Origin of the sequence: Pseudotamlana agarivorans (assembly GCF_018860245.1) — a bacterium.
Lineage (GTDB): Bacteria > Bacteroidota > Bacteroidia > Flavobacteriales > Flavobacteriaceae > Pseudotamlana > Pseudotamlana agarivorans_A.
In genome coordinates this window covers 358,317-376,065 of the sequence record NZ_JAHKPD010000012.1, presented here as the reverse complement: position 1 = coordinate 376,065, position 17,749 = coordinate 358,317, and the positions used below count along the sequence as shown (strand labels likewise).

Sequence of the window (17,749 nt, the reverse complement as noted above, 5' to 3'; positions counted from 1 at the left end):
TGTTATTCAAACAATTTTTATTAGAAATTAAAACGTACGCTAAAATTCCATGTTCTGCCGTAACCAAAACGACCATTATTACTTGTATTAATACCTTTATAGTTTTCATCTGGATTAGCAGAAGCTGCAGTATTTCCAGAAACAGACTCTAAGTAAACCTCATCAAAAACATTGTTTAAGTTAAATCTGAATTGTAATGATTCATTAGAACCAACCATCACTTTATAAGATAAACCAGCATCCATAGTGTTATATGAAGGCATGGAAAGTGGCGCTTGATCTAATGCTCCAATAGAAAACATATCGTTATACCAGTTCCAAGCAGCATCAACACTAAAGTTTGAACAAATATCATAACTACCGTTAATTCCACCTGTTACTTGAGCAGCACCACCAACACTGTATCCGTCGATTACAATTTCTTCATCGGCACCAATTTGGTTTCCATCGTTATCAAAAGTTCTTTGGTTAGCGTTGTCTTTAAACTGCCATTCACCTAAAGAAAGGAAACCGTTAAGTCTTAAGTTATCTAAAGGACGTGTCATCACTTCAAGCTCAACACCGTAGTGCACTTGCTTAACGCCCATAGTTTGGTAACTAATGTAATCATCGCCGTTCTCTCCATTGTTTCTGTATTTTGTAACATTGTCCCAAGTGGTGTGGTATCCGTTTAAATTCGCTGAAAATGCTCTACCAGCCATAAATTGATAACCTAGCTCAAAACCAGTAATCTCTTCGTTTTCAGCTTCTGGCTGTAACAATTCATTTCCAGCTCTATCATTTTGATATAGCGTATCATGAAAAGGTTGACGCGAATAATACCCAGTATTAAAAAATACACGGTGTGCTTGGCTCAGTTCATAAGCTAAACCACCTTTCACATTAAACCCTGGATTATTTACTTTATCCCCTTCTTCTCCTTCACCAGGAGTTGAAGTGTTTAAAAACTCGGTACGTACGTGAGACTGTGTTGATAAAGCACCTTGGAAAAATGCTGAGAAACCATCTTTTGCATATTCTAACTGTCCGAAAAATCCACCATAATTAATTTGTTCAGAATAATCATATCCAAAACGTTGCAAGTGATCGGTATTAGGATTGAAAAACACCTTCCAAGGGTTAATTCCTCCAGCTTCAGTTAGTTGATAATCTTGACCGCCACTATATCCTGAGCTGTTCGTTACAGAATCTACAGTAATAAATTCTCTAATATCTCTAAAGTGATAACCACTGTATAAACGTACATCTGCACCAACATTAAAGTTTAAATTTTCAGTAATTTGATTGTTGTAGTTTGTTACTAAACCAAACCAATCGTGGTTATTATTTGATCCTCTAGCATAATCTACTGAACCAATAGATTGCGCAAAACTACCACGCCCCATTGAACCATATAATACGGTAGACATAGAAGACTTATCATTAATCGTCCAATCCCAGCTTAAGTTAGCCACTGGTTTATGATAAATATTTCGACCTCCAGGATATTTTCCACTAGTTAAAGTGTTTGGGCTATCTACCCCGTCAAAATTCCAAGAGTTATATTTTCTACCGTTATCAATAAATGATTGAATATCACCACTACCAGCTACAGCATGCCATTGAGGCGCTCCTGTTAACAAGAAGTTGAATGAATGATGATCGTTTGGTGTGTAACCCACAGAGAAGAAATACGTTTGCCCTTGTCCGTCTGTATCATCAACATATCCATCACCTTGCCAATAGCCTAATAAAGATGAGAATGACCAGCCTTTTTCACTAACTCCAGTTGAATAATAAGCTGTTGTTTTTGTATAATAATCATTACCTAACATTTGCTGGACAAAACCTCCTTCTTTTCTATCTATCGTTTTAGTTACAATATTTACCGTACCCCCAACTGAAGAAATGGCTAATTTTGAAGCTCCTAAACCACGCTGTACCTGAATTGCGTTTGCAACATCCATAACTCCAGACCAGTTAGACCAGTACATTTTACCGTCTTCCATACCATTAATTGGTTGCCCGTTTAATAAAAACGCCGTATTCGTTTGGTCGAAACCACGAACAAACATAGACCCTTCTCCAAATCCACCTGCTTTAATGTTTTGAATTGATGGTGTTGACTTTAAAACCTCTGGTAAATCCCAGTTTCCAGCTTTTTCTTGAATCTCTTTGGATTTAATTGTAGATACAGCCACTGGTGTTTTTCTGTCTTCAGCTAAATCAATAATACCACTACCAACGATAACAATTTCATCTAAGGTATTATCTGGCATTAGTTTAATTTGTCCAAAATCTTGATCACCACTAAAATCTAAAGTAATGGTACTATAACCAACATAAGAAACTACGAATTTCCCAGATGACACATTGGTTTGTAAAGTAAAATCACCTTCAAAAGTTGTAGTAGTCCCATTTGTTGTCCCTTGTTGAACAATATTAGCTCCAGGGAGCGGTGAATTCATTTCACCGTCAATAATAGTTCCTGTAATAGTACTTTGAGAGGAGGCCACAGCAGAACATAACAGAACTACCATCGCGAATAAAATTTGTGTAAATTTTTTCATGAATTAATTATTATGAATTAGTCGACCCAAAAATACAAATAAAATTCATAACTACATTAACACAATGTTAACACGATCAGATAGTTATACAAAAAAATAAAGCACCATTTTTTTAAAAATGATGCCTTATTTTTAATTGTATGCTATTTTTTTAACGTAATTTTTTGTAAAAATCTAATAAATTCTGAGTTGAAGAGTCGTGTTCGTTAGTAGCGCTTGTATTAAATTCTTGTAAAATTTTACTAGCCAATTGCTTTCCTAGCTCTACTCCAAACTGATCGTAGCTAAAAATATTCCAAATAATACCCTGAACAAATATTTTGTGCTCATACATGGCAATTAATTTCCCTAAACTTTCTGGTGAAAGTTTATTGATATAAATGGTATTTGTTGGCTTATTTCCACTAAATATTTTAAATGGGATTATTGCCTCTGGCGTTCCTTCTGCCACAACCTCAGCTTCCGTTTTACCATTAAGTAAAGCTTCTGTCTGCGCCAAGAAATTTGAAGTTAACTTATCTTGGTGATCTTGATTACCGTGTAATGACTTACCAAACCCAATAAAATCAGCTGGAATTAATTTTGTTCCTTGATGAATTAATTGAAAAAAGGCATGTTGCGAATTTGTTCCTGGCTCACCCCATATAATAGTTCCGGTTTGATAGTCAATTGGATTTCCATTTCTATCAACACTTTTCCCATTACTTTCCATAATCCCTTGCTGTAAATAAGTAGCAAACTGATTTAAGTACTGCGAATAAGGAATCACAGCTTCACTTTCAACATTAAAAAAGTTATTATACCAAACACTTAGTAAGGCTAAAACCACTGGAATATTAGAATCAAAATCTTCATTTTTGAAGTGATCATCCATTTTGTTAGCGCCTTTAAGCAAGCTATCAAAATGCTCATAACCTACAGCCAAACTAATCGTTAAGCCAACGGCACTCCAAAGTGAAAAACGACCACCAACCCAGTCCCACATCGGGAAAATATTATTAGCATCTATTCCGAAACCTTGAACCTTTTCAATATTTGTAGAAACAGCAACAAAATGCTCGGCAATAGCGTCTTCATTAGCCGATTTTAAAAACCACTCTTTTATGGTGTTTGCATTTGAAAGCGTTTCTTGGGTCGTAAATGTTTTAGAAACAATAACAAACAAAGTTGTTTCTGGATCTAATTTTTTAATCACTTCATTAACATGATCGCCATCTATATTGCTTACAAAGTGTGTTGTTAAATGATTTTTATAAAACTGTAAAGCGTCTACAACCATAGCAGGTCCTAAATCGGAGCCTCCTATACCAATATTTACAACATCGGTAAATGCTTTTCCGGTGTAACCTTTAAGTGTTCCACTTACAACGTCATTAGTAAAGCGTTCTATTTTTTCTTTAACAGCATAAATTTCGGGCATGACCTCTTCGCCATCAACTTTAAATTCTGCATTTTTCGGAGCCCTAAGTGCTGTATGTAGAACTGCTCGACCTTCAGTTTGATTTATAATATCTCCGGAAAACTGACTTTTAATCGCGTCTTTTAATTTAACCTCATCAGCTAATTGCAATAAGTATCCTAAGGTCTCTTCAGTAATCCTATTTTTAGAAAAATCTACATAAAAATCTTCCCATTTTATGGTGAATTTATTTGCTCGCTCTGCATCGGCAGCAAACAAATCTTTCATGTGTACATCTTTTACAGCTTCAAAATGTTCTTGAAGTTTCTTCCAAGATTTTGTCGTCGTTGGGTTTGTGTTTGGCAGCATATTTAAAAATTAGTTAGTTACGAAATTAGATTTTGATTACTTTGTCTAACCGTCTCCCCTTTAGGTTCTTCGATAAGCTCTGGTTTAACTTCAAAAGGAATATTATCCAATTGTTCTTTTATTGGTTTGATGAAGTCCAAGTATTCAATTTTTAGTGAATCTGATATCGATTTCGCCAATGGTAATTTCTGTTTAAACGGATCCACTTGTTTTCCATTCACCCAAAAACGATAACATACATGTGGCCCTCCTGTGTTACCCGTCATACCAACCCAGCCAATAACATCACCTTGCTTTACATATTCTCCCACCTTTACTTTACGCTTACTCATATGAAGGTACTGTGTTTCATAAGTAGCATTATGTCTAATTTTTACATAATTACCATTTCCTCCTCGACGTTCACTCTTGGTAACCGTACCATTGGCCGTCGCCATAATTGGTGTACCAATAGGTGCGGCAAAATCGGTTCCTTTATGTGGTCTTACCTTGTAACCATAAACAGCAATACGTCGCTTTAAGTTATATCTTGAAGAAATTCTACTAAACTGCACAGGCGCTTTTAAAAATGCGCGACGCAAGTTTTTAGCTTCGTCATTAAAATAATCTACTATACCCTTTTCGGCATCCGTCTCAAAAGCAAAGGCGTAAAAAGGTTCACTATTATGCTCAAAATAAGCTGCTTTCACATTATGAACGCCGGTATAAATAGAGTCGTCAATATACTTATCGGTATAAATAACTTTAAAACGATCTCCTTTTTGAAGTCTTCTAAAATCGATGGTCCATGCATAAATTTCATCGGCTAATTTAAAAGCCAATCGCGGACTTAACCCCTGCTCTTCCAATGCGACCGAAATACTACTATTAATAACACCTGTAGCCGATTTTTCAATATAGTTTATAGGTTTTTTATCGGTATAGGCTTGAATGGAATCTTTAAAATCAATGACCACATAATCCTCTGGATTTGGTTGATATATAAAACACTCAGGTGTTTCTAGCGAATCTTTAGCACACAAAAGCGTATAAGGTTTCCCTAATTGCAGGCTTCTAATATTAAAAGTGTTTTTTGCAGATTCTACTATATTATGAATGGTGGAATAACCGACGTTATTTCGGCCCAAAATCTGCCCAAAACTATCACCACTCTTAATCGTATCACGTTTGACTACAAAATCGTTCAGATTATAACCGAATTCTATGATATCCTTTACTTCTTCAATTTCCGGAATGTCTACTTTTACAATTGGTATCGGTGTTTTTGTTGCCTCCTTACAGGCTGAAAATAATATGACTAATAATAGTGCTGCTACTCTATATTTGTTCCCCATGCTTCTTTTTCTGTCTCTGTCCATAATTCTGGAAAAAATATTCTTTTTTGGTATTTTGGATGCATATACTTCACCCATTCGCTGCCCCCAGTTGCCTCGGCAGTTTCTCCTCCAATATTTAAATAATGATTTGCTGTTCTGTAATGCGCCATGACCCACTTGATATTCACAGTATAATCATAGTGTCGCATTGCTTTTACTAGAGCTTCGTTTTGTTGTGCAGATTTAGGTAACTGTTTAAATTTACTCCACAAATTATTGCTTTTATAAAACCGCGTAAAATTAATAAATTCTAATTTATACTTCTGTTCAAAAATTGTTAAAGTATAGCTCTTTTTTCCTGTAACAAAATCTTTTCCAGCCGCTTGCCAATACAAATGTTCAAAGGCATGTTCGTAAGATGTATTTCGATCAATTGTGTCTCGAAAACGCCTATCTATCAAATTTATAAGTTCTGTAGATGCAAATTCAATTTTTCTATATTGTGCACTTTGAAAACCACTTGCGGGCGTTAAAGTGGTTCTAAACTTATTATATTGCTCAATATCCATACCATCCTTCATGATACTAAATGAAGAAGTGAGTACATCGAAATAACGACTCACGCGCATAATTTTGTCTGTAAATAATTCGGGAGTTAAATTTTGAGCTTCGGCTACCTGCGTAATTTCACTAAGCACCATTTTAAATAAAAGCTCCGATATTTGATGGTACATGATAAAAACCATTTCATCCGGAAAATCGGTACGCGGTATTTGAAGGTTTAACAACGTTTCTGTATGAATGTAATCCCAATAATTAATTGGTTTACTATGCAACAAACCTTCAAGATGCGTTTCTAGGTCTTGATCAATCGCTTCGTACTTTTCTTTGAGTTTATTCGTAATATTAGAGTCCAACATGTCTAGTTCTTTGTTGTTTTAAACGGATGACTTAAACCACTAAAGTCTTCTAAATCGGCGCGCAAAGACCCTACTGCTAAATTTGCCTGGATACGTAAAGGGATTTTATTTTTGTCTTTAGACACCCAAAGGGTTAAACTTTCCTCTTCTTTAAAAACACGACCTGCCATAACATACGGTCTAAACTTTAAACTGCGTACTGGACCGAAACCTGTAGTGATGGTCTCTTCCCCAAGATACTTTAATTTAAACCCGTAATTTTCATCATCAAAAAACATATCGACATGTACTTCATGCCCTACCTTTAGTGATTTGGTATCCAATTTATTACGGAGATAATAAAATGTTGAAACCATATCTTGAACGTTTGGTTTCGTATTTACTGTTTTTTTGGACCCTCGCTTTTTGTCATGAACATAAGCTTTGTTTTTGTTTTGATCGAAATCGACAACTAGATCCTTTGTATGACCACCCTCATCAATATCTCTTACAAACTTATAAGGTACCAAGTATTCCTTATCAAAATAACTTTCATAGCGATCTTCAACCGCAAAAAACCACTTAATCATACCAGTGGTCCAACCTTTTCCAACCACATGATATACATCGCGACCTTTTAATTGACTTTCTTTCACAGTTAAAGTGGCGTTTCCCGCTTTAAGCCAATTACTATAGCTCATTTTAAACTTAAACCATTCACCCGAACGAAAAGCGGATTCCTGTTGGGCAAAAACCGAAGTGGTTGTTATTAAGACAATTATAATTAGCAATGTTTTTTTCATGATCCAAAGGGCAATTTACTATACAACTTACTGGTTGTATTTTTATTGTTTTTCTTGAATAGAACAATGACTATTCCAAAAATAAAAAATTCAATAGGAGGTATTGTATTAGAACCGCGATTCTAATTTCTATTTAAAAACTAAAGTACCAACTTATAGAAAATTAAATGTATTCAATTTATTTTCATAAAAAAAGACCTATTGGATATAATTACAACAGATCTATTAACAATACTTCAAGTTTTTACACTAATTTAATATATGCATTCAAATGGGGTTTTAGAACCAAAAACCAACATTAAAAAACCATATACTTTCGCCTAATTCAGGTGAATAGGAGTACTTAAACTGAATGGGACCAATAAAAGTTTCAACACCATAGCCTAAACTATACCCTGTATAATCTGGAAGGGTGAGCCACTCTCCCGAATCGAAAATATCATCTTCAATATTGGCCCAATTCCCTTCAACTAAAACATGTTGTTTTTTAAAAATCTCGTAGTCTAAGGTAAGTGATGATTTCACATAACTATTTCCTGTTAAGGACACAAAATCATAACCTAAAAAAGGCACGAAATTATTAATTAAATTACTCCCAAAACCTCCTAAAGCGAAATTTAAGGCACGATCAGATTTATCTCCAAACTTAAATCCGCCACTAGCTTGATAATTAAAAGCTAGTTTATTTGAAATTCTTGAAGCATAGCCCATACTAGCTTTAGCAATTGAATAATTTTCGAAATCACTTCCTTCACTTGAAGAGTAAAGGTATATATTTAATTGGCCATCAAAATATACGCCTTTTGATGGAAAATAAAAATCATCATATTGATCCATTTTTAAAGCTCCAACAAGCCCTAAGTAGTTTGTACTTTGAAATGAATACACGTTACTATCTAGCCCTGCTAAATTTTCGGTATCTAATTCCAAATGCTTATGCTCTGCACCCATACTAAAGGCAAAATCTCTTCGAAATAAGGTTTGTACATAAAACTGATTGGTGAAATCACGTAATTTTACATCAATCTTATTTAAACCACTACTTCTGGAAATCGATTCTTCTAAAACAAGTCCAGCACTCACTTTTTTATCAAACTGATTGTATCTTGATTTTAACCCGATACTCCAATAAAAACCTTTATCAATTAAATACTCAAAATCGTACCGCACATTATCTCCTAAAATAACATCCAGAGACATCTCATCGTTTTTAAAAAGCATTCTTTTTTTGGTAAGATTGAGTAATATGCCAGTTTTATATAAATCGTCGTAATGCGCACCAAATTTTATGTAGGTATCTATAGGTGATTCTTTTACCTTGGCAATTAAATCATACCCTATTGTATCCGTAGACTGTTTTAGCTGATACTCAAAAGCATCAAAATTATCTGTAGCAACCAAATTATCCACACCTTCATTAAAATCCTTATAACTTATTTTTTCATTTGATTTTAACTTGAGCTTACCTAAAATATACGCTCTTGTATAATCTTCATTCCCTTTTATTAGAATATTATTAATACCAATAGTATCGATATGCTTATATTTTAATGGCAGTTTTACACCATTTGGTTTATGTCTAGGCAGTTTCTTAAGGACTTTAACTTTGGTTAAAGCGGCCGCACTTCCGGCACCAATGATTTGCTGTCCTTCATCAAAAGAAATCACACTAAATTCCTTAATATTAGGCTTGATATAAATATCGGTTTTCATGACCTTTTGACGCATATCACTAATAGTACGAAAGTTATTTATCTGAAATAAAACATCTGGCGCAGTAGTTAAACGCTCGCGATCTGCCAGACCGTCTTGGACATCAACACCAATAACGATATCCATCCCAAAATCGCGAAGTTCATCTACAGGGTAATTATTTACTACACCACCATCAACAAGAACGGCGTCATTAATAATAACAGGTTGATATAAAGACGGTAATGCCCCACTTGCCATTATAGATTGCACCAAATTCCCTTTATTTAGAATCACTTGTTTACCATTTTCAATATTGGTGGCTACGCAAAAAAATGGTATTGGGAGTTTACTAAAATCATCGATCTCCCCCACAGGAAGTAATAATTCAGAAAATAAATTGTAAAAATTATGTCCCTTTGAAATGGCCGATGGTAATTTTACTGAAAAATGATCAAACGGTAATTTTATGGCATATTTTTCGGCCTTAACACGTTCTGAAAATGTTTTAGCCCCTCTTGGCAGTTCATCACTTAAGAGCTTATCAAAATTAATCACTTGAAATAAAGAATCCAACTGTTTCCCAGAGTACCCTGCCGCATATAGTCCGCCGATAATTGCGCCCATGCTCGTACCCGCTACATAGTCTATTTTTACACCTAAACTATCTATAACTTTCAACGCACCTATATGCGCTAAGCCTTTTGCTCCACCTCCACTAAGCACCAATCCCACTTTGGGTTTGTATTCTTGATTGCGCTTTTGCGCTTCCGCGGAAAAAACTGCGAGAATAAAAACAATGCATATGGATAGTTTTTTGATCAAATTATATTCGAAATTGTTAACTAAATCTTTTTATTTTTTGTGATAATGATTATAAATTTTTGCTGCCCTAGAAACTCCTACAACTGCTTCTAATGCTTCGCGATTGGCATTTGAAATCCGTTTAACCGATTTAAAATGCTTTAAAAGTTCTACAATTGTTTTTTCTCCAACACCTTGTATGGTTTCAAGCTCCGTATTCAATGCGCCTTTACTGCGTCTATTTCTGTGATGTTCAATTCCAAAACGGTGGGCTTCATTTCGTAAAAACTGAATCACTTTTAAGGTTTCACTCTTTTTATCTAAATACAACGGAATGGGATCATCCGGATAAAATAACTCTTCTAGGCGTTTCGCGATACCTATAATTGCAATTTCATTTCGCAAACCTAAATCATCTAAACTTTTCAAAGCGGAAGACAATTGCCCTTTTCCGCCATCTATAATAATAAGCTGTGGCAAGGGTTGCTCCTCTTCAACCAAACGCTTGTAACGTCTATAAACAACTTCTTCCATGGAAGCAAAATCGTCTGGTCCAACAACTGTTTTTATATTAAAATGACGGTAATCTTTTTTACTTGGCTTACCATCTTTAAATACCACACAGGCCGCAACAGGATTAGTACCTTGAATATTTGAGTTATCAAAACACTCTATATGTCGTGGTTCTTCCGATAACCTTAAATCAATTTTCATTTGCGCCATAATACGATTGGCATGGCGATCTGGATCTACAATTTTTATTTGCTTAAAACGCTCCATACGATAATATTTCGCGTTTCTTAATGATAAATCAAGAATGTGTTTTTTATCACCCAACTTAGGAATCGTAACTTTCATCTCATGACCTAAATCCACATTAAAAGGTACGTAAATTTCTTTAGAATTAGAATTGAAACGTTGACGAATTTCAGTAATGGCAAGCTCTAAAAGTTCTTTATCGGTTTCTTCCAACTTCTTCTTAACCTCCAAAGTATGTGAACGAATGATAGAGCCATAGGATATTTGTAAAAAATTAATATACCCGTAACTTTCATCACTCATTATAGAAAACACATCGACATTACTTATTTTCGGATTTATAATTGTAGATTTTGATTGATAATTCTGTAAAACTTCAACCTTTTCTTTTATTTTTTGAGCTTCTTCAAATTGCATATTTTCAGCAAACTCTTTCATTTGAAGCTTAAATTGCTGAAGCGAATCTTTAAAATTTCCTTTTAAAATCTCCCGAATCGCATTAATGTTTTCATTGTATTCGACTTCCGTTTCTAAACCTTCACAAGCCCCTTTACAATTTCCTAAATGGTATTCTAAACACACTTTATATTTTCCAGAATCTACCTTATCTTCAGCCAAATGATAATTACAAGTTCTCAAACTGTACAAGCCTTTTATTAAATCTAATAAGGTGTAAACTGTTTTTCCACTGGTATAAGGCCCAAAATACTCACTACCATCTTTAAAAACGCGACGTGTAGAAAACACGCGCGGAAAGCGTTCATTTTTTATACAAATCCACGGGTAAGATTTGTCATCCTTCAACAAAACATTATAACGTGGTTGATACTTTTTTATTAAATTATTTTCTAATAATAAGGCGTCGGTCTCGGTATCCACAACAATGTGTTTGATATCTACTATTTTTCGCACCAATACACGTGTTTTGCCGCTATCGTGTGTTTTAGTGAAGTAAGAACCGACTCTTTTTTTTAGATTTTTTGCTTTACCAACGTAGATTATAGTGCCATCTTTATCATAATATTGATAGACACCAGGTTCATTTGGAAGGGTTTTTAGTAGTATTTTTATATTAGGAGTATCCATTATAGTAAAGGTAATTCTTTTTAAATTTTTAATAAAAACAGCTCATCATATAAATCTCTTAAATATTTTTAAGTTATTTATCTTTGAGTAAACCAATCAATACTAATTATAACTACATTGCGCCACTTTTTAAAAATTACGAAATGAGCAAAAAAACGATTGGACGTACTGATATCGTAGACTTCCCCAATCTAGAATTATTTAATATCGATGTGAAAATGGACACAGGAGCCTACACATCTACCATCCATTGTTCTAAAATCATTGAAGATGGTAGCACCCTAAGATGTATTTTTAATAGCAATACTCATAAAAACTTTGGAAAAACTGAAATTGTTTTCGCAACCTTTCAGCGTACCGATGTTAAAAGCAGCAATGGGTTTAAAGAAAATCGTTACAAAATAAAAACTGATGTCATATTTTTTGGCAAAACATATAAGATTAACTTAACTTTAAGCACAAGAGACGATATGAAGTTCCCTGTGCTTATTGGCAGACAATTCCTAAAACAAAAATTTGTAGTAGATGTAGATTTACTAAACGTTTCTTTCTTAAAAAAATAAAATGAATATAGTCGTTCTATCCAGAAATTCACAGTTATACTCCACTGACCGCCTTATTGAAGAAGGGTTAAAAAGAGGTCACAAAATGGAGATTATTGATCCTCTTAAATGTGATATCATCATTGAAAAGGAAAAACCAACCATTTACTACAAAGACCGTTACCTGGATTACGTAGATGCCATAATTCCAAGAATTGGTTCTTCGGTAACTTTTTATGGTTGCGCCGTAGTGAGACAATTTGAAATGATGGGTGTTTTTACCATTGTAACTTCAGACGCTATACAGCGATCTAGAGATAAGTTACGTAGTTTACAACGCTTAAGTAAAGCGGGTATAGGCATGCCAAAAACAGTTTTTACAAACTACTCAAGAGATGTTGAAGAAGTTATTGAACACGTAGGAGGAACACCTGTAATCATAAAATTATTAGAAGGCACACAAGGTTTGGGTGTCGTTTTAGCTGAAACAAAGAGTGCGGCCGAATCTGTTCTTGAAGCTTTTAATGGTTTACAAGCTCGTGTAATTGTTCAAGAATTTATAAAAGAAGCTGGGGGTGCAGATTTACGTGCCTTAGTGGTAGATGGCCAAGTGGTTGGCGCCATGAAACGCCAGGGAAAAGAAGGTGAATTTCGCTCTAACTTACACCGTGGTGGATCGGCAAATATTATTAAATTAAGTCACGACGAGCTTAAGTTAGCGATGAGTGCTGCCGACGCTTTAAAGCTTCCCGTTTGCGGTGTAGATATGCTACAATCTTCGCGAGGCCCCTTGTTATTAGAAGTAAACTCAACGCCCGGACTAGAAGGCATTGAAAAAGCCACTGGACGAAATATAGCAAAATCTATTATCACCTTTATTGAAAAAAATAAGCGATAATGACTGCCATAAACAACGGTGACCTCCATATTCTTGGGGCCACCATAAAACTGGGCGAACGTAAAGAAGTTAATTTTAATGTTGCAAATTTACACTCATCAACGCCTGTAAACGTGCCTATAATTATAGAACGTGCAAAAAAACCAGGCCCCACTGTTTTATTTACAGCAGGAATTCATGGCGATGAAGTTAATGGCGTTGAAATTGTAAGACAGCTTATTGCTAAAGGCATCAACAAACCCAAATGCGGCACTGTAATTTGCATGCCTGTTATAAATATTTTCGGATTTATAAACTTAAAACGAGAATTTCCAGACGGCCGTGATTTAAATCGCGTGTTTCCAGGAAGTCCTACGGGTTCTCTAGCAGGACGAGTAGCCTATAAACTGATAAATGATGTGATTCCAAATGTTGATTTTATCATCGATTTTCACACTGGTGGTTCTGGGCGCTTTAATGCCCCGCAACTACGTTTTGAAAAAAGTAATGAAGCACTTATTGCTTTAGCTAAAGTATTTGGAGCGCCTTTTGTTTTGTATTCTAAAAACTTACCTAAATCGTTTAGGGCAACATGTTCTAAATTAGGGAAACCTATCCTACTTTTTGAAGGTGGAAAATCATTTCATATTGATGATGCCGTTACAAATTCTGGAGTGAATGGTTCCAAACGTATTTTGAAACATTTGGGCATGCTTAGTAGCACTATTAAATCTTCAAAACCAAGACATGACTGTGTATTTATAGATGACAGCAAATGGTTAAGAGCTAAATATTCTGGGATGTTTAAAGAAACCATACATATTGGCGCATACGTACTTCAAGGTGCTATTCTCGGCCATATTACAGACCCCTACGGAAAGTTTGATTACGCTGTAAAAGCACCAAATTCTGGCTACATCATAAATGTTAATGAAGCACCAATTGTATACCAGGGGGATGCCTTATTTCATATTTCAAAAAAACTAAAACGCGTATTAAATTAATATGAGTAAAACAGCTTTACGGAAAAAATATAAAACCCTTCGTAATGATTTATCAAACAATCAAATTGAAGATTTAAGCTTAGATATTTCAAATCAGCTTTTAAAGCTTGCTATTTGGGAACATTCCTTCTACCATATATTTTTAACTATTGCGGAATTAAAAGAAATAAACACCGATTATATTCTGAATATTTTATCTGGCAAAGACAAAAACATCCTCATTTCAAAAAGTGATTTTAATACCGGAGACATGCATAGTTTCCTGCTTACAGATAATACGGTTATTAAAAAAAACAGCTATAACATCCCAGAACCTGTCGATGGTATTCCAATAGATAACAATAAAACCAACGTGGTTTTCATTCCGCTATTGGCTTTCGATAATCTTGGAAATCGTGTGGGCTATGGCAAAGGTTTTTACGATCGTTTCCTAGCACAATGCGCGCCAGAAACTATAAAAGTAGGCCTGTCTTTATTTGAAGCTGACCCCGAAACCATCGATACTTTTGAAACTGATGTTAAACTAAACTTTTGCGTAACTCCCAAAAGGATCTATCATTTTTAATTGTTGCAATTCTCGCAATAAGTGGCTCTAAGATATGCATCGGCTAATAACTGAAATGTAACACCGCCATCTGCTACAGAATTAAAAAGCTTACAAAAACGCTCATGATTCATGTTGTAAGCATTTAACAAAATCGTTCTATAATCAGGATCCTGTGTTAACGCCTTGTTTACAAGGGTTAAATTTAAATAATAGTAAAGTAAATCTTCATCTACATCGATACTTTTAGCCTTATCTTTTAATAGCTCCTCAGACAAATCGATATTCGCGTAGTAACTAAAAAACTGGGCCAAGCTTAAATAATCATAATCCGATAAAGTAAATTTCTGATAATGATCATTTATAAAAGCAATGGATTTATCTTTCTTATCATATTCCCTTTTACGCATGTACCGCTCAGCTTTAGTAATGTGATAATTCACAAGCATTCTGGATATGAGCGCCTCATCAATGCCATAATTTTTTAGTGCATTAATTTGATTTTTCAACTTGACATCATCAATTTCTTGCCAATTAAAACGCCATATTTTAATTTTAAGGGCTACAATATTATATTTCACTTGAGCATTGTCTGGCACCAATTTTTCAAGCTCCAACAATTCATTATATACATTTAATCCTTGCCTAACGTCTAAAGTGGATAAAAAAGACGCGTTTTTATTCAAAACTTTAGCAAATTCAGCCTGTTTAGGGATGTCCATTTTTCCTAAATATAATGGAGAAATGGCGTTGGAATTAATTTTTGAAAATATGGAGTTTTGTATCACGATAGCCTCCTCTAAATCATGAGTACTTAAGGCATCATGAAACTTTTCTAAAAGCACATCTTCAGACATCACTTTGTATTTATCTTTTCGCTCTAGTTCCAATTCTAAAACGGCTTTTCTATGACGTTCTAATACAGGTTCTAATGGCGCACTTAGACCTCCCGCTAGTTTAGCTTTAACCTGTACTTTGGTTAATTTGTTTAAACTTTCATACTTAGTACCCTTAATATCATTTAAAAACTCTACCCAATTCTCTGAAGAACTTACCGTCGTTTCAATTGTGGGCTGCTGAAAAGTTTGTAATGCTGCCACAATACTATTGGCGCGTTGTTCCTGCAATTCCATATTACGTTCCAAACTACCTTCAACTGAAGCATATGCTTTAATATTTATAGTTTTAATATAATAATCTGTTAAACGCAAGGAATCATATATGGGCTTGATATCTTCCTGGGAATATTCAGATTTATCCTTTTCAAAAGGAATTTTGAATTTCAAGGTTTTGTTTTTTAGGATAAAAGCATCTTTAGATTTCGCCTGAATGCGCCTTGTACTATAAGTTAAAGTATCCAAATACATGCCCATATCCAATAAATCCCAAGGATAAGCTTCTAAGTCATAAATAAGATTATAGCGACATAAATTCTTATTGCCCAAAAACATGATATTAAACTCTATAGGCTTCTTTATTTCAATATCTGAAACGCGCCCAACATGTACTCGAAAACTATTTTCACCATGTGGCCGGAGCCCTTTTCTTAACCTAGAACCATATAATGGTTTTGTAAGTCTGCCTCTAATTTGAGTATTTAAAACGGTATCTAAACTACAAGCGTAATGATCTTTCGTAACAATATCTATAGCAATGCCAGCACCTTCGTCATGGAATAATTTATTAAACCAGTCTTTATCATTAACTTCAAAATAGAGATTATTACCATCCCTTTTAACAGCGAATTGAACTTCTTTAGGTTTTATTTGTAAGACTTCAAAACAAGTTTTACATTTTTCACTTCTCTCTTTTTGATTTCTAGGAAAAACAACATCAAATCTATTTTGAGCAACAATATTTTGACATAAAAAAACTAAGGAAATAGTTAATAGTAAGTGGCTAAGCTTCATAAACAAGGGATTAAGCCCCAAATATAGGAAATACCATACCACCAGAAAATTCTTCCTACAAAAAAATTACTCGATTTTGCTAGAAAAAGCCTGTTTATTAAAAACAATTAGCATAATAAACCCTGTGCTTATCGCCACATCGGCAATATTAAATACCGGTTCAAAGAAGTTAAAGCGTTGCCCCCCGTAAAATGGCATCCATTGTGGTAAATCGACTTCAATCAAAGGAAAATAAAGCATATCAACAACACGCCCGTGCAGTAACGTATCGTAACCACCAGCTTCAGGTAAAAAAGTAGCGACTTGATTATAACTATTTTCAAATATAACACCGTAAAAAACAGAATCGATAATATTCCCTAAAGCCCCAGCAAATATAAGTGCTATGGCAAGTATTAATATTTTTGAATTTTGTTTTCTAGTACTATCATAAAGCCAATACCCGATACCGAATATGGCAAAAACACGAAACAAAGTTAAAGCGACTTTAGCGGTTCGGTCTGAAATTAGAGAGGTAAAATCACTAATTTTTGTCCCCCAGGCCATACCATCATTTTCAATGAAGTAGATTTTAAACCACGAAAACACATCGACACTTTCGTGAAGCGCAAAATGCGTTTTTACATACACCTTACTAACCTGATCGATTAGTAAAATAACAATTATTATAAAAATGGATTTTTTTAAAGACATGTATTCCGTTTAAAATCTTTACAAAAGCAGCCTTCTTGAAACTTATCATGAAGACCAACAAATGTATTAAAATGAAAAACGCCTCAATGTTATTGAGACGTTAAACTATAATATTTAAAAAAACTTACTGTTGCATGTTTTTTGCTTCAATACTTAAAGTAGCATGAGGTACAAGCTCTAAGCGTTTTTTATTAATCAATTTTCCTGTAACACGGCAAATACCGTAAGTTTTATTTTCAATACGAATAAGGGCATTTTTTAAATCGCGAATAAATTTCTCTTGACGAATGGCCAATTGAGAATTCGACTCTTTACTCATAACAGCACTACCTTCATCAAAAGCTTTGAATGTAGGAGAGGTATCTTCAGTACCATTAGTAGAATCGTTCATATAGGCGCTTTTAATAAGATCTAAATCGTACTTTGCCTTTTCTATTTTTTCAGAAATTAATACTTTAAACTCTGCTAATTCTGCATCCGAATATCTTACGTTATTTTCCATA

General features: G+C 34.4%; 14 protein-coding genes. 4 read left to right on the top strand and 10 right to left on the bottom strand.

Features of this window, described 5'->3' with window-relative positions; translation table 11 throughout:
* Positions 1-20: 20 nt before the first annotated feature.
* The 7 genes from KO493_RS07995 to uvrC form a co-directional block, all read right to left on the bottom strand.
* Positions 21-2,549 carry a TonB-dependent receptor gene (locus tag KO493_RS07995; RefSeq protein WP_216067416.1) on the bottom strand — a complete coding sequence of 843 codons (2,529 nt, stop codon included), beginning with the start codon at positions 2,547-2,549 and terminating at the stop codon, positions 21-23.
* 151 nt (positions 2,550-2,700) lie between these two features.
* Positions 2,701-4,317 carry a glucose-6-phosphate isomerase gene (gene pgi, locus KO493_RS07990; RefSeq protein WP_216067415.1) on the bottom strand — a complete coding sequence of 539 codons (1,617 nt, stop codon included), beginning with the start codon at positions 4,315-4,317 and terminating at the stop codon, positions 2,701-2,703.
* 17 nt (positions 4,318-4,334) lie between these two features.
* Positions 4,335-5,675, bottom strand: coding sequence for a peptidoglycan DD-metalloendopeptidase family protein (locus tag KO493_RS07985; protein ID WP_252723184.1), 1,341 nt, complete (start codon positions 5,673-5,675; stop codon positions 4,335-4,337).
* Positions 5,630-6,553 (bottom strand): tryptophan 2,3-dioxygenase family protein, encoded by a 924-nt coding sequence (locus KO493_RS07980; RefSeq protein ID WP_216067414.1) that lies wholly within the window; start codon positions 6,551-6,553, stop codon positions 5,630-5,632. The genes KO493_RS07985 and KO493_RS07980 overlap by 46 nt, the downstream gene beginning before the upstream one ends.
* A gap of 2 nt (positions 6,554-6,555) precedes the next feature.
* On the bottom strand, positions 6,556-7,335 hold the full coding sequence (locus tag KO493_RS07975; protein WP_216067413.1) for a DUF3108 domain-containing protein: 780 nt from the start codon (positions 7,333-7,335) through the stop codon (positions 6,556-6,558).
* Positions 7,336-7,614: 279 nt separating this feature from the next.
* Positions 7,615-9,852, bottom strand: a complete 2,238-nt coding sequence (locus tag KO493_RS07970; RefSeq protein WP_252723183.1) for a patatin-like phospholipase family protein — start codon at positions 9,850-9,852, stop codon at positions 7,615-7,617.
* Positions 9,853-9,882: 30 nt separating this feature from the next.
* Complete coding sequence (gene uvrC / locus KO493_RS07965; protein WP_216067412.1) at positions 9,883-11,676, bottom strand: excinuclease ABC subunit UvrC; 1,794 nt, start codon at positions 11,674-11,676, stop codon at positions 9,883-9,885.
* 143 nt (positions 11,677-11,819) lie between these two features.
* Here uvrC and KO493_RS07960 point away from each other — a divergent pair, with 143 nt between their 5' ends.
* The 4 genes from KO493_RS07960 to KO493_RS07945 are packed head-to-tail and all read left to right on the top strand — an operon-like array spanning position 11,820 to position 14,664.
* Positions 11,820-12,239 (top strand): ATP-dependent zinc protease family protein, encoded by a 420-nt coding sequence (locus KO493_RS07960; protein ID WP_216067411.1) that lies wholly within the window; start codon positions 11,820-11,822, stop codon positions 12,237-12,239.
* A gap of 1 nt (position 12,240) precedes the next feature.
* The gene (rimK, locus tag KO493_RS07955; protein WP_216067410.1) at positions 12,241-13,116 is read left to right on the top strand and encodes a 30S ribosomal protein S6--L-glutamate ligase; all 876 of its coding nucleotides are present in this window, start codon (positions 12,241-12,243) and stop codon (positions 13,114-13,116) included.
* Entirely contained in the window at positions 13,116-14,099 is a 984-nt protein-coding gene (locus KO493_RS07950) for a succinylglutamate desuccinylase/aspartoacylase family protein (protein WP_216067409.1), read from the top strand. Before rimK ends, KO493_RS07950 begins: the two co-directional genes overlap by 1 nt.
* A gap of 1 nt (position 14,100) precedes the next feature.
* On the top strand, positions 14,101-14,664 hold the full coding sequence (locus tag KO493_RS07945; RefSeq protein ID WP_216067408.1) for a 5-formyltetrahydrofolate cyclo-ligase: 564 nt from the start codon (positions 14,101-14,103) through the stop codon (positions 14,662-14,664).
* On the opposite strand, the gene KO493_RS07940 is transcribed toward KO493_RS07945, so the two are convergent.
* The 3 genes from KO493_RS07940 to KO493_RS07930 form a co-directional block, all read right to left on the bottom strand.
* Positions 14,661-16,553, bottom strand: coding sequence for a hypothetical protein (locus KO493_RS07940; protein WP_216067407.1), 1,893 nt, complete (start codon positions 16,551-16,553; stop codon positions 14,661-14,663). The two genes, KO493_RS07945 and KO493_RS07940, sit on opposite strands and share 4 nt — an antisense overlap.
* A gap of 66 nt (positions 16,554-16,619) precedes the next feature.
* Positions 16,620-17,246, bottom strand: coding sequence for a lipoprotein signal peptidase (locus KO493_RS07935; RefSeq protein WP_216067406.1), 627 nt, complete (start codon positions 17,244-17,246; stop codon positions 16,620-16,622).
* Positions 17,247-17,370: 124 nt separating this feature from the next.
* Positions 17,371-17,748: a TraR/DksA family transcriptional regulator gene (locus tag KO493_RS07930; RefSeq protein WP_216067405.1), complete on the bottom strand. Its 378-nt coding sequence runs from the start codon at positions 17,746-17,748 to the stop codon at positions 17,371-17,373.
* Position 17,749 lies beyond the last annotated feature (1 nt).

Excerpts from the sequence above, each read along its gene's own strand:
- KO493_RS07995 (WP_216067416.1), bottom strand. The coding sequence starts at position 2,549 with ATGAAAAAATTTACACAAATTTTATTCGCGATGGTAGTTCTGTTATGT.
- pgi (WP_216067415.1), bottom strand. The coding sequence starts at position 4,317 with ATGCTGCCAAACACAAACCCAACGACGACAAAATCTTGGAAGAAACTT.
- KO493_RS07985 (WP_252723184.1), bottom strand. The coding sequence starts at position 5,675 with ATGGACAGAGACAGAAAAAGAAGCATGGGGAACAAATATAGAGTAGCA.
- KO493_RS07980 (WP_216067414.1), bottom strand. The coding sequence starts at position 6,553 with ATGTTGGACTCTAATATTACGAATAAACTCAAAGAAAAGTACGAAGCG.
- KO493_RS07975 (WP_216067413.1), bottom strand. The coding sequence starts at position 7,335 with ATGAAAAAAACATTGCTAATTATAATTGTCTTAATAACAACCACTTCG.
- uvrC (WP_216067412.1), bottom strand. The coding sequence starts at position 11,676 with ATGGATACTCCTAATATAAAAATACTACTAAAAACCCTTCCAAATGAA.
- KO493_RS07960 (WP_216067411.1), top strand. The coding sequence starts at position 11,820 with ATGAGCAAAAAAACGATTGGACGTACTGATATCGTAGACTTCCCCAAT.
- rimK (WP_216067410.1), top strand. The coding sequence starts at position 12,241 with ATGAATATAGTCGTTCTATCCAGAAATTCACAGTTATACTCCACTGAC.
- KO493_RS07950 (WP_216067409.1), top strand. The coding sequence starts at position 13,116 with ATGACTGCCATAAACAACGGTGACCTCCATATTCTTGGGGCCACCATA.
- KO493_RS07945 (WP_216067408.1), top strand. The coding sequence starts at position 14,101 with ATGAGTAAAACAGCTTTACGGAAAAAATATAAAACCCTTCGTAATGAT.
- KO493_RS07940 (WP_216067407.1), bottom strand. The coding sequence starts at position 16,553 with ATGAAGCTTAGCCACTTACTATTAACTATTTCCTTAGTTTTTTTATGT.
- KO493_RS07935 (WP_216067406.1), bottom strand. The coding sequence starts at position 17,246 with ATGTCTTTAAAAAAATCCATTTTTATAATAATTGTTATTTTACTAATC.
- KO493_RS07930 (WP_216067405.1), bottom strand. The coding sequence starts at position 17,748 with ATGGAAAATAACGTAAGATATTCGGATGCAGAATTAGCAGAGTTTAAA.